General features: G+C 70.3%; 10 protein-coding genes. 4 read left to right on the top strand and 6 right to left on the bottom strand.

Features of this window, described 5'->3' with window-relative positions:
- Positions 1 to 3: 3 nt before the first annotated feature.
- The 3 genes from ACTWPV_RS29475 to fbaA form a co-directional block, all read right to left on the bottom strand.
- Entirely contained in the window at positions 4 to 1287 is a 1284-nt protein-coding gene (locus ACTWPV_RS29475; protein WP_443154281.1) for an adenylosuccinate synthase, read from the bottom strand.
- 98 nt (positions 1288 to 1385) lie between these two features.
- The gene (locus ACTWPV_RS29470) at positions 1386 to 1796 is read right to left on the bottom strand and encodes a DUF3151 domain-containing protein (protein ID WP_347617423.1); all 411 of its coding nucleotides are present in this window, start codon (positions 1794 to 1796) and stop codon (positions 1386 to 1388) included.
- Positions 1797 to 1830: 34 nt separating this feature from the next.
- Positions 1831 to 2853: a class II fructose-bisphosphate aldolase gene (fbaA, locus tag ACTWPV_RS29465; RefSeq protein ID WP_443154280.1), complete on the bottom strand. Its 1023-nt coding sequence runs from the start codon at positions 2851 to 2853 to the stop codon at positions 1831 to 1833.
- A 127-nt stretch (positions 2854 to 2980) separates the two neighbouring features.
- On the opposite strand from fbaA, the gene ACTWPV_RS29460 reads away from it, so the two are divergent.
- Both ACTWPV_RS29460 and ACTWPV_RS29455 read left to right on the top strand, forming a co-directional pair.
- Positions 2981 to 3682, top strand: a complete 702-nt coding sequence (locus ACTWPV_RS29460; protein ID WP_443154279.1) for a DedA family protein — start codon at positions 2981 to 2983, stop codon at positions 3680 to 3682.
- A 66-nt stretch (positions 3683 to 3748) separates the two neighbouring features.
- Complete coding sequence (locus tag ACTWPV_RS29455; protein WP_443154278.1) at positions 3749 to 4162, top strand: hypothetical protein; 414 nt, start codon at positions 3749 to 3751, stop codon at positions 4160 to 4162.
- Here ACTWPV_RS29455 and pyrE read toward each other — a convergent pair.
- On the bottom strand, positions 4159 to 4692 hold the full coding sequence (gene pyrE / locus ACTWPV_RS29450) for an orotate phosphoribosyltransferase (RefSeq protein WP_347646095.1): 534 nt from the start codon (positions 4690 to 4692) through the stop codon (positions 4159 to 4161). The genes ACTWPV_RS29455 and pyrE overlap by 4 nt on opposite strands.
- A gap of 110 nt (positions 4693 to 4802) precedes the next feature.
- Here pyrE and ACTWPV_RS29445 point away from each other — a divergent pair, with 110 nt between their 5' ends.
- Together ACTWPV_RS29445 and ACTWPV_RS29440 are read left to right on the top strand one after the other, a co-directional pair.
- On the top strand, positions 4803 to 7172 hold the full coding sequence (locus tag ACTWPV_RS29445) for a sigma-70 family RNA polymerase sigma factor (protein ID WP_443154277.1): 2370 nt from the start codon (positions 4803 to 4805) through the stop codon (positions 7170 to 7172).
- Positions 7173 to 7358: 186 nt separating this feature from the next.
- Entirely contained in the window at positions 7359 to 8738 is a 1380-nt protein-coding gene (locus ACTWPV_RS29440) for an NYN domain-containing protein (RefSeq protein WP_443154483.1), read from the top strand.
- Positions 8739 to 8769: 31 nt separating this feature from the next.
- On the opposite strand, the gene ACTWPV_RS29435 is transcribed toward ACTWPV_RS29440, so the two are convergent.
- On the bottom strand, positions 8770 to 9399 hold the full coding sequence (locus tag ACTWPV_RS29435; RefSeq protein WP_347646098.1) for a response regulator: 630 nt from the start codon (positions 9397 to 9399) through the stop codon (positions 8770 to 8772).
- Positions 9400 to 9402: 3 nt separating this feature from the next.
- Positions 9403 to 13578, bottom strand: a complete 4176-nt coding sequence (locus tag ACTWPV_RS29430) for a HAMP domain-containing protein (protein WP_443154276.1) — start codon at positions 13576 to 13578, stop codon at positions 9403 to 9405.
- Positions 13579 to 13616 lie beyond the last annotated feature (38 nt).

Below are 13616 nucleotides of genomic sequence, written 5' to 3'. Positions count from 1 at the left end.
CGGCTAGACGAGCGGCCGGACCACGACCGTCTGGTCGCGGCCGGGGCCGACGCCGATGGCGGAGATCGGGGCGCCGCTCATCTCCTCCAGCGCCCTGACGTACGCCTGGGCGTTCGGCGGCAGGTCCTCGAAGACCTTGGCCCCCGTGATGTCCTCCTGCCAGCCGGGGAACTCCTCGTAGATCGGCTTGGCGTGGTGGAAGTCGGTCTGCGTCATGGGGATCTCGTCGTGGCGCACCCCGTCCACGTCGTACGCGACGCACACCGGGACGCGCTCCAGCCCGGACAGGACGTCCAGCTTGGTGAGGAAGTAGTCGGTGACGCCGTTGATGCGGGTGGCGTACCGGGCGATCACCGCGTCGAACCAGCCGCAGCGGCGGTCGCGGCCGGTCGTGACGCCGAACTCGCCGCCGGTCTGGCGCAGCCACTCGCCCATGTCGTCCGTGAGCTCCGTCGGGAACGGCCCGGAGCCGACGCGGGTGGTGTACGCCTTGAGGATCCCGATGATCTTCGTGAGGCGGTTGGGCGGGATGCCGGCCCCGGCGCACGCGCCCCCCGAGGTGGGCGACGACGACGTGACGAACGGGTAGGTGCCGTGGTCGAGGTCGAGCAGCGTGCCCTGCCCGCCCTCCAGCAGCACGAACTTGTCGTCGTCCAGTGCCTTGGACAGCACCAGCGAGGTGTCGGCGATGTGCGACTTGAGGCGCTCCGCGAAGGAGAGATATTCCTCCACGACCGCCGCCGGGTCGATCCCGCGCCGGTTGTAGACCTTGGTCAGCACCTGGTTCTTCTCGGTCAGGGCGACCTCGATCTTCTTCGCCAGGATGCCGGGGTCGAGCAGGTCCTGGACGCGCACCCCCATGCGGGCGACCTTGTCGCCGTACGCGGGCCCGATGCCGCGCCCCGTGGTGCCGATCCTGGCCTTGCCGAGGTAGCGCTCGGTGACCTTGTCGAGCGCCTTGTGGTGCGGCATGATCAGGTGCGCGTTGGACGAGATGAGCAACCGCTCCGCGGAGATGCCCCGCGCGGCCAGCCCGTCGATCTCGCCCAGCAGCACGCCGGGATCGATGACCACGCCGTTGCCGATGACCGGCACCACCTCAGGCGACAGGATCCCCGTCGGTAGCAGGTGCAGCGCGTATTTCTGGTCTCCGATGACCACGGTGTGACCCGCGTTGTTGCCACCCTGATAGCGGACGACGTAGTCGACGTCGCCACCGAGCAGATCGGTGGCCTTGCCCTTGCCCTCATCGCCCCACTGGGCACCAACGAGTACGGCAGCCGGCATGGTTCAGTCTCCCGAGCACAAAACGAAACCCCTGGCGCAAGCGCGACAGGGGCTCTTGCGTGGAGAGACTACCCGAACGTGGTTATTCGTCCCAAGGGCTAGCTCTGGGTCAGCGCGTCGTAACCCGTTTCCGTGCTGTCCTTGAGGAACTGCAGGCACCGCTCGGCTTCGTCCTTCTCGCCGATGGCCTGGGCGGCCCTGGACAGCGCGTAGAGGCAGCGCAGGAAGCCGCGGTTGGGCTCGTGCTCCCAGGGAACGGGCCCGTGACCCTTCCAGCCGTTACGGCGCAACTGGTCGAGCCCGCGGTGGTAGCCCGTGCGGGCGAAGGCGTACGAGGTGACGGCGTGCCCCTGGGCGAAGGCCTCTTCCGCGAGCGAAGCCCAGGCCGCGGGGAACGCGGGGAAGCGGGCGGCCACGTCGGAGGCCTTGGCCCCGGATTCGAGCGCCTCCCTGGCCTCGGGCAGGTCCGGCAGGTGCGTCGGGGGCGGCCCGGCGAGAAGGTTATCCATACGACAAGTCATACCCGCCGGGCCGCCGAAGTGGCTAGGAGATCTTTGTCCCAGCGCTCTTCAGGCTCTGGCACGCCTCCGCGACGCGCGCGGCCATCCCGGCCTCGGCGGCCTTGCCGTAGGAGCGCGGGTCGTAGGTCTTCTTGTTGCCCACGTCGCCGTCGACCTTGAGCACCCCGTCATAGTTGCGGAACATGTGGTCCGCGATCGGCCTGGTGAAGGCGTACTGCGTGTCGGTGTCGACGTTCATCTTCACCACGCCGTACGAGATGGCCTCGTGGATCTCCTCGAGCAGCGAGCCGGAGCCGCCGTGGAAGACCAGGTCGAACGGCTTGTCCTTGCCGAACTTCGCGCCGACCGCGTCCTGGATCTCCTTCAGCACGCTCGGGCGCAGCTTGACGTGGCCGGGCTTGTAGACGCCGTGCACGTTGCCGAACGTGGCGGCCAGCATGTAGCGGCCCCTGTCGCCGATGCCCACGGCCTCGGCGGTGGCCAGCGCGTCGCCGGCGGTCGTGTAGAGCTTCTCGTTGATCTCGCCGACGACGCCGTCCTCCTCGCCGCCGACGACGCCGATCTCCATCTCCATGATGATCCGCGCCCTGGCGCACTTGTCCAGGAGCTCCTTGGCGATGTCGAGGTTCTCCTCGAGGGGTACGGCGGAGCCGTCCCACATGTGCGACTGGAACAGCGGGTCGAGCCCCTTGGCCACCCGCTCCAGTGAGATGTCGATCAGCGGCCGCATGAAGCCGTCGAGCTTGTCCTTCGGGCAGTGGTCGGTGTGCAACGCCACCGTGACCGGATAGTTGGCGGCCACCACCCTGGCGTATTCGGCCAGCGCCGTCGCGCCCGTGACCATGTCCTTCACCGTGGTGCCGGACAGGAAGTCGGCGCCGCCGGTGGAGACCTGCACGATGCCGTCGCTCTCGGCTTCGGCGAAGCCCCGCAGGGCGGCGTTCAGCGTCTGCGATGAGGTCACGTTGATCGCCGGGTAGGCGAATCCGCCGGCCTTCGCCCGGTCGAGCATCTCAGCGTAGACCTCTGGAGTCGCTATAGGCATGATTCATCTCCCTGAGAAGTAAACGGCTTCGCGCGAGCCCAGTATCCCGGCTCCCTACCCCGCGTGGTAGAGACAACGCGACCTCATTGGTCATCTGGCGCCTCTCCAGTACAGGTAGGCTCTCCTGGTGGACTGGCTTTGGAACCTCCTGGACCCGACGTGGTGGCTGACGATTCTCGGCGCTTTCGCCACGGTCGGCGTTCTGGCGATCATCTTCGCCGAAACCGGTTTGCTGCTCGGGTTCTTCCTGCCCGGCGACTCGCTGCTGGTGGCGGCGGGAATTTTCAGCTCGGCGGCGGTGGCCCAGGGAATGGGCATCACCCCGCTTTCGCTGCCCGTGCTGCTGGTCGGCACGCCGCTGTGCGCGATCGCGGGCGCCCAGCTCGGGCATTACCTGGGGGCCAGGTTCGGCCGGAGAATGTTCGACAAGCCGGATTCACGGTTGTTCAAGCGCGAGCACGTGCTGCGGGCCGAGGAGTTCTTCGAGAAGTTCGGCCCCGCGAAGGCGGTGGTGTTGGCGAGATTCGTGCCGATCGTCCGCACGTTCATGAACCCGGTGGCGGGCGTGCTGGAGATGCCGGCCAAACGTTTCCTCGTCTGGAACGTCATCGGCGGCATCGTCTGGACCGAGGGGCTCATCCTGCTCGGCAACGCCCTCGGCAGAGAGGTCGATCCCAAGCAGATCGACAAGTACATCCTGCCCGGCGTCTTCCTCATCGTGTTCATCTCGATCATCCCCATCATCGTCGAGGTGATCAAGAAGCGCAGGGGTGACAAGGTCGCCGCCGTCCCCGGCGGCAGGCACCGGGTGACCAACGGCCGGCACTAGCCGCGACGGCGGGATCATCCGCTGTACGCTCCCCCTGTGGGACGCCACAGGTCAGATCCGATGGGCATGGCCCGATTAGCCCTCACCGTCCTGGCGGCGGGAGCCGTGGTGACACTGCTGGTCATCGGCGGTCGCGCGCTGCTCGTGTCGCCCGGCGGGCAGGTCCCTGAACGCGAGCGCGCCTCCGCTCCGGCCACCGGCCTCGCCACCGCCCCGGCCTCCGACGCCACCGCGCGGGTGCCGACCGTGCGCATCGAGTGCCTGGCGGAGACCTGCCCCGTGGTCACCGTACGCGTGCCGGGCGGTGACGTGCTCCACCACCACGAGATGACCAGGGGCGAGGAGCTCAACTACTTCGAGCCCGAACTCGACGTGGTGCTCAGCGACGCGGGCACGGTGCGGGTCACCGAGAACGGCAAGCCGCGCGAGCATGGCGAGAGCGGCGAGAGAGAGGCGTTCACCGTCGGGGAGCCCGGCTAGAGCCCCAGGTCGCCGAGCGTGTAAGCGGTGCGGTAGTCGAGGCCCTCACTGGTGACGCGCTCCGTGGCGCCCCTGTCGACGATCGTCGCCACCGCCACCACCTCGGCCCCGGCCTCCCGCAGCGCCTCCACGGCCGTCAGCGGCGAGGCGCCCGTCGTCGAGGTGTCCTCGACGGCCAGCACGCGCCGCCCCTTCACCTCGGGCCCCTCGATCCTGCGCTGCATGCCGTGCGCCTTCTGCGCCTTGCGCACCACGAACGCGTCGAGCGTGCGGCCGCGCGCCGCCGCCGCGTGCATCATCGCGCCCGCCACCGGGTCGGCCCCCAGCGTGAGGCCGCCCACCGCGTCGTATTCCAGGTCGGCGGTCAGGTCCAGCATCACCCTGCCGACGAGCGGCGCGGCCACCCCGTCGAGCGTGATGCGCCGCAGATCGAGGTAGAAGTCGGCCTCCTTGCCCGAGGAGAGCGTGACCTTGCCGTGGACGATGGCCTTGCTCTTGATCTCGGCCAGCAGGTTGTCGCGATCCGTCATGCGCCCAAGCTTATGGCCCGCCCGTGATCGCCTCCGCGCACCCGGTTTAGCCGTGACAGGTAATGCGGAATGTATGCGCGGGGCAACCCTTCGTAATCGTGGAGCCGATCATGGGTGTCGAATTGCCGCAAAGCGATGCAAGCCTGCTACAGGCCGCCCGACAGGGCGATGCCACCGCCTACGGGCGGCTCTACGAGCGGCACGTGGCCGCGGCCCGTGCCATGGCCAGGCAGCTCGTACGCCGCGCCGAGGCCGAGGACGTCGTCACCGAGGCGTTCACCAAGATCCTCGATCTCGTGGGCAGGGGCGGCGGGCCGGAGTCCGGCTTCCGCACCTACCTGCTGACCGTGGTGCGGCGCACGGTCCACGACCGTTCCAAGCTGGCGGGTCGCCAGGCGGGGGAGGTCGAGGAGTACGACCCGGCGGCGCCGTTCGTCGATCCCGCGCTCGCCGGGCTGGAACGGTCCCTGATCGCCAGGGCGTACCTGTCGCTGCCCGAACGCTGGCGGGCGGTGCTCTGGCTCACGCAGGTGGAGAGGTGCAAGCCCGCCGCGGTGGCTCCGCTGCTCGGGTTGTCGGCCAACGGCGTGGCCGCGCTGGCGTACCGGGCCACGGAAGGGCTGCGGCGCGCGTACCTGCAGATTCACCTCGGCGCCGCGCCGCCGCACGACTGCCGACCCGTGCTCGGCAAGATGGGCGCCTACGTCAGGGGCGGGCTGGCCAGGCGGGAGGCGAGAGCCGTCGAGCGGCACGTGGACGGCTGCGAGGAGTGCCACGGGGTGATCCTGGAGCTCACCGACGTCAACCGCGGGCTGCGGGTGCTGGTGGGGCCGTTGATCGCGGGGCCCATGTTCGGCGGGTACGCGGCGGCGCTGGCCAGGCCGGACGCGGCCGAGAGCGGGCCGCCCCTGGGAGTCCGGCGGCTCTTGCGGGCACGCCGGCGGCAGCCCGTCATGCTGGTCGCCGGCGTGGCCCTCACGGTGGCCGCGGCGGCGTCGTTGTGGCAGACCGCCGGCAGGGCGCCCGACGGCACACCGGCGACCGCGACGGTGGCCGCCCAGCCGTCGGAGCCCGTCCACGCGGTGCGCGTGCCGCCGCACGGCGGCGACCCCGAGCGGATGCCGCCGCAGGAGAACCCCGATCAGGCGCCGCCGCGGGGCGGGGAGCCGGAACGGGTGCCGCCACCCCCCGCGGAGCGGGAGCCGGCGGGCCAGGCGCGGCTGCGCGCCACCATCGACGTGCTCGGCGCACTCGTACGTGCCCAGCCCGGCATCGTCGGCCTGCGGCTGCGCAACTACGGGGGGCGGCCGAGCGAGAAGCTGACGGCGTACGTGACCCTGCCGCCGGGCGTGACGCTCATGCCGCCCGCGCGCCGCGGGCTTCCATCCGCCGTGGGGCCCGCGGACGGCTGGGAATGCCGTTCCTCGGTGGGCGGCGCCCGCTGCGCCAGGAAGCCGCTGGCGGCGGGGCGGGCGACGGCCGTCTTCCTGCGGGTGACGGTGGCCCGACGGGCTCCGCGGAGCACGGGCCCCGCCGCGCGGGTCGCCGCGGGCCCGCTGCAGGTCAGGGCGCGGGCCGGCAAGGGAGTGCGCGCGACGGGCGCGCCGGTTAGGTTCGCCGCCGACGGGAGGGTGACGGTCAGGGCGGCGGGCAACGCGCTGCTGAGCTGCCCCGAGGAGAGCCCCGGCTGCGAGCAGGCCCGGGGTCGCGAGGGCGGCAGGCGCGACAACGACCTCTGGCCGATGGTCGCCGTGGACCGGGACGACACCCTCGGCACCGGCGCCTCCAGCGGGGCGAGGCTGTCGTTGCCGAAGGGCGGCAGGGTCGTGTGGGCCGGGCTCTACTGGTCGGCCGGTGGCGCGAGCACCGGGCCCATCAAGTTCAGGCCCCCTGGGCGGCGCAAATACGCGACGATCCGGCCCAGCCACGTGGCGGTGCGCGAGCTGCCCCAGGGCCCGGCCTACCACGCGTTCGCCGACGTCACGGGGCTGGCGGCGGGCGCACGCGGGACCGGCGTGTGGTGGGCGGCCGACGCTCCCATGGAGGAGGGGGCCTCGCGCCACGCGGGCTGGAGCCTCGTGCTGGTCGTGACCGATCCGGCGCAGCCGTACAGCCAGGCCATGGTGCTCGACGCGGCCACCGTGGTCGGCGGGCCCGCCCGCCGGGTGCGCCTTCCGCTGGGTGGGCTGCACCCCGCCGCCACCCCCGCGAGGGCCGCGCTGGTGACGTGGGAGGGCGACGCCGATCTGAAGGGCGACAAGGTCTCGCTCGGGTCCGGCGCGCTGCGGCCGGCGGGCGGCGACCGCGATCTCGCGAACGTCTTCGACGGGTCGTCGGGTGGGGTGTCGGGGATGACGTTCGGCGTCGACGTCGACACGGTCAGCGCCCGGCTCGGAACGGATCCCTGGCTGACGATCGCGACGGGCAAGGACGCCGTACTCTTCGGGGCCGCGGCCATAAGCGTGCGAGCACGGTCGTGACCATAATCAGGACAAAATGGTACCGTCGGCCTGAGTGGTCCGGCGCGATGGCGGCTGAGGGGCGAATCGTCAGGATTAACCCTCGCACGATCACCTGCTTTCATTACCCTGAGAGAGGGCCGCCGAGTCCGGTCTCTGACGGTGCAGAGCCAGCAAGGTCGGACCACCAGGAAAGGGGCGGTGTCAGTGGATCGCTGTGCGCTGTTCGTGGACGCCGGCTATCTGCTGGCTGATGGCGCGATGGCCGTGCACGGCACGCGTCATCGTGAAGCGGTTTCCTGGGATTATCCGGGTCTGCTCCAGCTGATGACCGGCCTGTCACGCGAGCGCACAGGCCTGCCGCTGCTGCGGTGCTACTGGTACGAAGCGACCGTCGAAGGCCGCCGCACAGCGGAGCACGACGCGCTGGCCGACATACCGGGTCTCAAGCTCAGGCTGTCCCGCATCCGGCCGGGCCGGCGCGAGGGCGTGGACGCCCAGGTGCATCGCGATCTCATGACCCTCGCCCGTAACAACGCCATCTGCGACGCCGTGGTCCTGAGCGGCGACGAGGACCTCACGCAGGTCGTGTGCGACGCCCAGGATCTCGGCATCAGGGTGAGCGTCATCCACATCGCGGTCGAAGGCAGCTGGGCCGTGTCGCGCTCGCTGCGGCAGGAGTGCGACGACCTGGTCGAGCTGGGCGCCGTCCACCTGCGGCAGTACGTCAGCCTGGTCAGCGGCGCCGCCGAGGCGGCCAACGGGCACCACCAGCCGATCAGCAACGGGCAGGCCACCCACTCGCTGCCTCCCGGGCAGAGCTCCACGCCGTCGCTGCCCTCGTTGCCGCAGGCCCCGCCGTCCGGCAGCCACGCCTCAAGCGGGCACACCTCAAGCGGTCATGCCTCGGGCGGGCACACCTCAAGCGGTCATGCCTCGGGCGGTCATGGCTCAGGCGGTCATGGCTCAGGCGGTCACGCCACGGGTGGGCATGCGGCGGGCAGTCACGCATCGGGGAGCCATGCCACCGGGAGCCACTCCGGCAGCCACGCCGCCGGCGGTTCCACCGCGCCGGGCCAGCCGTCGTCCAACGGGCCCTCGCCGTCGGGGCAGGGCCAGTCGTCCCCGCCTCCGGTGCTGCCCACGTACAACTACCAGCCCGAGCCCCAACCGCAACAGCAGCAGCCGGCTACGCCGCCGCCCTCGGCGCCCGCGCAGCCGCAGCAGCCCAGCACCGGCCAGTTCTCCTCGCCGACCGGCGGCTACCAGCAGTCGCAGCACGGCCCCTACACCGGTCCGCAGCCCGCGCCGGTCACGCCGTCGGCCTCGACGGCCGGCGCCACCACGCTGTCCGACGCGGTCAAGGCCGCGCACCGGGAAGGGCACGACTTCGGCGAGTCGGTCGCGCGGGACGCGCCCGCGCTCTGGCTGGAGGCGGTGCTGGCCCGCAAGCCGCGCATGCCCTCCGATCTGGAGGCGCGGTTGCTGCAGGGGTCGTCGCTGCCGATCGACTTCCTGCTGCACGACGAGGTGCGCCACGCCCTGCGCCGCGGCTTCTGGGACGCGCTCGAACGCGCCCGCCAATGACCCCTCGACGTCAGCGCGCGCAGCCCTGGCGTCAGGACAGGGCGTCGAACCCCGCGCGCAGGCTGTTCACCCGGTCCGTCAGGTCGGCCAGCGGCGCGGCCAGCGCGGGGTCCTGGGACTTGCGGGCCAGCTCGCGCACCCTGGCCAGCTCGTCCTCCACGGCCGTGAGCCGCCGCGACAACTCGGGCAGCACCGCCGCGTGGTCGCCGGCGCCGGGCGGCAGCTCGCCGGTCAGGCGATCCCTGAGCATGGACGCCTGCTCCGCCAGGCGCTTGTTCATGTTGTACAGCTCGGTGAACACCGACACCTTCGCCCGCAGCACCCACGGGTCGAACGGTTTGGTGAGATAGTCGACCGCGCCCGCCGCGTAGCCGCGGAAGGCGTAGTCGGGGGCGCTGTCGACGACGGTCAGGAAGATGATCGGGATGTTCCTGGTGCGTTCGCGCCGCTTGATGTGCGCGGCCGTCTCGAAGCCGTCCATGCCGGGCATGCGCACGTCGAGCAGGATGAGCGCGAACTCCGTGTTGAGCAGCGCCTTGAGAGCCTCCTCGCCGGACCTGGCGCGTACGGGCACCAGGTCGAGGGAGCTGAGGATGGCCTCGAGGGCGATCAGGTTTTCCTCGCGGTCATCTACCAGGAGGATCTTCGCACGGTCTGTCACCGATCACGACCCTTCGGCTGGTGAGTCGGACGCGGCGCCGCGTCCGCGGCTGAGCCAGCCGCGCAGGCGTTCGAGCAGGCGGTCCACGTCGACCGGCTTGGGCACGTAGTCGGACGCGCCCGAGGCGATGCTCTTCTCCCGGTCGCCCCGCATGACCTTGGCCGTGAGCGCGATGATCGGCAGATCGGCGAACTGGGGCATGCGCCGGATCGCCGACGTCGTTGCCCAGCCGTCCATCTCCGGCATCATGATGTCCATCAGCACGAGCGCGACGTCCTCGTTCCGTTCGAGCTGCTCGATCCCCTCACGACCGTTTTCAGCGTAGACGACCGTGGAACCATGTCGCTCCAGCACGCTCGTCAGCGCGAAGACGTTGCGGATGTCGTCGTCGACGATGAGGATCTTCGCGCCGGCGAGCGGATCGTCGCCCTGCCACTGCGCGGGCGTCTCGGTCGGCGTCTCGACCAGCTCGGGCAACGGCAGGTCGAGCGGCATCGGCGGCTCGGGCGCCGGCGACGTGGGCTCCTCCGCCGGCTTGGTCATGAGCTGCCTGCGCGCGGCGCCGCCGTCGGTCACGGCCAGCGGGCCGGTGTAGGAGGCCGGCAGGTAGAGGGTGAACGTGCTGCCCCTGCCGAGCTCGCTGTCGACGTGGATCTCGCCGCCGAGCAGCCGGGCGATGTCGCGGCAGATGGCCAGGCCCAGGCCCGTGCCGCCGTATTTGCGGCTCGTGGTGCCGTCGGCCTGCCGGAACGCCTCGAAGATGACGTCCCGCTTGTCGGGGGCGATGCCGATGCCGGTGTCGATCACCTGGAAGGCGAGCAGGTCGTCGGCGTCGTGCAGGGTGTCGTCGTCGAACTGCACCCCGGTGGGCGGGGTGGAGATGCGCAGCTTCACCTCGCCCCGCGGCGTGAACTTCACCGCGTTGGAGAGCAGGTTGCGCAGCACCTGCTGCAGGCGCTGCTCGTCGGCGCGCAGCTCCTGCGGCACGTCGGGCGCGACCTCGACGCTGAACGACAGCCCCTTGTCCTGTGCCAGCGGCGCGAACGCCGCCTCCAGCAGGTCGACCATCTTGGGCAGCGACACCTGGATGGGGTGGATGTCCATCCGGCCCGCCTCGACCTTCGACAGGTCGAGCATGTCGTTGATGAGCTGGAGCAGCGCCGAGCCCGCGCTGTGGATCGTACGGGCGAACTCGACCTGCTGCGAGGTCAGGTTGCCCTCGGCGTTCTCGGTCAGCAGCTTGGCCAGCACCAGCAGGCTGTTGAGCGGCGTGCGCAGCTCGTGAGACATGTTGGCGAGGAACTCGGACTTGTAGCGCGAGGACACCGCGAGCTGCTCGGCGCGCTCCTCCAGGGTGCGGCGGGCCTGCTCGATCTGGAAGTTCTGGATCTCGATCGCGCGGTTCTGCTTGGCCAGCAGCGCCGCCTTGTCCTCAAGCTCGGCGTTGGACCTGCGCAACTCCTCCTGCTGGCGCTGCAGCTCGTCGGAGCGCTCCTGCAGCTCCCTGGTGAGCCGCTGCGACTCGGTCAGCAGGTCTTCGGTGCGGGAATTGGCGATGATCGTGTTCATCGTGACGCCGATGGTCTCGACGAGCTGCGTCAGGAAGTCGAGGTGCACCTCGCCGAACGGCGTGAACGAGGCCAGCTCGAGCGCGCCGAGCACCCGGCTTTCGAACAGGATGGGCAGCACGACGATCTGCGCGGGCGTGGACCTGCTGAGCCCGCTGTCGATGGTGATGAACTCCGGCGGGACGTCGTCGAGGATGATGTGCCGGCCCTCGGCCGCCGCCTGGCCGACGATGCCCTGGCCGATCGCGAAGCGCTGGCGCGGCCCCCGGTCGGGGCGCACGCCGTAGCCGCCGATCAGCATCAGCTCGTGGTCGCCTTCCGGGTCGATGCTGTAGAAGGCGCCGTAGCGGGCCGACACCAGCGGGGTCAGCTCGCTCATCGTGAGCTTGGCGACCTCGAGGAGGTCGCGGTGGCCCTGCATGAGCCTGGAGATGCGGGCCAGGTTGGACTTGAGCCAGTCCTGTTCCTGGTTGGCCTGGGTGGTCTCGCGGAGGTTGGCCACCATCGAGTTGATGTAGTCCTTCAGCTCCGCCAGCTCGCCCTGCGCCTCGACGGCGATGGAGCGGGTGAGGTCGCCGCGCGCCACGGCGCTGGTCACGGTGGCGATGGCGCGCACCTGCGTGGTGAGGTTGCCGGCCAGCTCGTTGACGCTCTCGGTGAGCCGCTTCCACGTGCCCTCGACGCCCTCGACGCGGGCCTGGCCGCCGAGCTGGCCTTCCGAGCCGACCTCGCGGGCGACGCGGGTGACCTCGGAGGCGAACGACGACAGCTGGTCGACCATGCGGTTGATGGTGGTCTTCAGCGCGAGGATCTCGCCCTGGGCGTCGACGTCGATCTTGCGGGTGAGGTCGCCGTTGGCGACCGCGGTGGTCACCTCGGCGATGTTGCGCACCTGGTAGGTCAGGTTGTTGGCCATGAAGTTGACGTTGTCGGTGAGGTCTTTCCAGACGCCCGACACGCCCTGCACCCGGGCCTGGCCGCCCAGCTGCCCCTGCGTGCCCACCTCACGGGCGACGCGGGTGACCTCGTCGGCGAAGGACGACAGCTGGTCGACCATCGTGTTCAGAGTGTCCTTCAGCTGGAGGATCTCGCCCTGCGCGTCGACGGTGATCTTCCTGGACAGGTTGCCCTGCGCCACCGCGGACGAGACCGCCGCGATCTGGCGCACCTGCGAGGTCAGGTTGTTGGCCATCGAGTTGACGTTGTCGGTGAGGTCCTTCCAGACCCCGGACACGCCGCGCACCTGTGCCTGGCCGCCGAGCTGGCCCTCGGTGCCCACCTCGCGGGCGACGCGGGTGACCTCGGATGCGAACAACGACAACTGCTCGACCATCGTGTTCATGGTCGACTTGAGCTCGAGGATCTCTCCCTGGGCGTCGACGTCGATCTTGCGGGTGAGGTCGCCGTTGGCGACCGCGGTGGTCACCTGGGCGATGTTGCGCACCTGGTAGGTCAGGTTGTTGGCCATCGAGTTGACGTTGTCGGTGAGGTCTTTCCAGACGCCCGACACGCCCTTCACCTCGGCGCGGCCGCCCAGCTTGCCCTCGGTGCCCACCTCGCGGGCGACGCGGGTGACCTCGTCGGCGAAGGACGACAGCTGGTCGACCATGGTGTTCAGGGTGTCCTTCAGCTGGAGGATCTCGCCCTGCGCGTCAACGGTGATCTTCTTCGACAGGTTGCCCTGGGCCACCGCCGTCGCCACGGTCGCGATGCTGCGCACCTGGGAGGTGAGGTTGTTGGCCATGAAGTTGACGTTGTCGGTGAGGTCTTCCCAGACCCCGGACACGCCGGGCACCTGCGCCTGGCCGCCGAGCTGGCCCTCGGTGCCCACCTCGCGGGCGACTCGCGTCACCTCTTCCGCGAAGCCGGAGAGCTGGTCGACCATCGTGTTGACGGTGTTCTTCAGCTCGAACATCTCGCCCACCGCGTCGACCGTCACCTTGCGGCTCAGGTCGCCCTTGGCCACCGCGGTGGTCACGACCGCGATGTCGCGCACCTGCGCGGCCACGCGGGACGACATCGTGTTGACGGCCTCGGTGAGGTCGCGCCAGCTGCCCGACATGCCCCGCAGGTTGGCCGAGCCGCCCAGCCGGCCCTCCGTGCCCGCTTCGCGCGCGACCCTCGTCACCTCGGTGTTGAACAGCGCGAGCTGGTCGACCATGCCGTTGATGGCCTTGCCCAGCCGCCGCACCTCGCCGCGCGCCGTGCGGTCGAGGTCGATGCGTCGTGACAGATCGCCCTTGGCCACCGCGTCGATGACGTCGGCCGCGCCGCTCACCGGGCTGACCAGCGCGTCGATCAGGATGTTGACCGACTCGACGCTCTCCGCCCAGGCGCCGACGCCGGGACCGGGGGTCAGCCGCTCCCCGAATCGGCCTTCTTTGACGACTTCCTTGCGTACGCGTGTGAGCTCGTTGGAGAGATGCTCGCGCCGGTCGGCCACTTCGTTGAGCAGCAGCCGCACCTCGCTGAGTATCCCGGGAGGGGCATGAGGGACCCGTCGCCGGAAGTCGCCGTCCCGCCAGGAGAACAGGGTCTCCAGGATGGGAACGAGATCCGACTCGGTGTACGTCCTCTCCTCCGGAGTTAGCGTGGCTTTGGCCGTGGTCATGGGGCCTCCTTCACTCGCGGCGTGCTCCGGCGAGTGAT

Source organism: Nonomuraea sp. KM88 (assembly GCF_052245635.1).
Lineage (GTDB): Bacteria > Actinomycetota > Actinomycetes > Streptosporangiales > Streptosporangiaceae > Nonomuraea.
Note: the sequence above shows the minus strand (reverse complement) of the source record. Positions and strands in the feature narration are given on the sequence as shown.

What these genes read in the sequence shown, in the direction of transcription:
- ACTWPV_RS29455 (WP_443154278.1), top strand. Translation starts at nt 3,749, where the DNA reads ATGGCCCGATTAGCCCTCACCGTCCTGGCGGCGGGAGCCGTGGTGACA.
- ACTWPV_RS29430 (WP_443154276.1), bottom strand. Translation starts at nt 13,578, where the DNA reads ATGACCACGGCCAAAGCCACGCTAACTCCGGAGGAGAGGACGTACACC.
- ACTWPV_RS29475 (WP_443154281.1), bottom strand. Translation starts at nt 1,287, where the DNA reads ATGCCGGCTGCCGTACTCGTTGGTGCCCAGTGGGGCGATGAGGGCAAG.
- ACTWPV_RS29445 (WP_443154277.1), top strand. Translation starts at nt 4,803, where the DNA reads ATGGGTGTCGAATTGCCGCAAAGCGATGCAAGCCTGCTACAGGCCGCC.
- ACTWPV_RS29470 (WP_347617423.1), bottom strand. Translation starts at nt 1,796, where the DNA reads ATGGATAACCTTCTCGCCGGGCCGCCCCCGACGCACCTGCCGGACCTG.
- pyrE (WP_347646095.1), bottom strand. Translation starts at nt 4,692, where the DNA reads ATGACGGATCGCGACAACCTGCTGGCCGAGATCAAGAGCAAGGCCATC.
- fbaA (WP_443154280.1), bottom strand. Translation starts at nt 2,853, where the DNA reads ATGCCTATAGCGACTCCAGAGGTCTACGCTGAGATGCTCGACCGGGCG.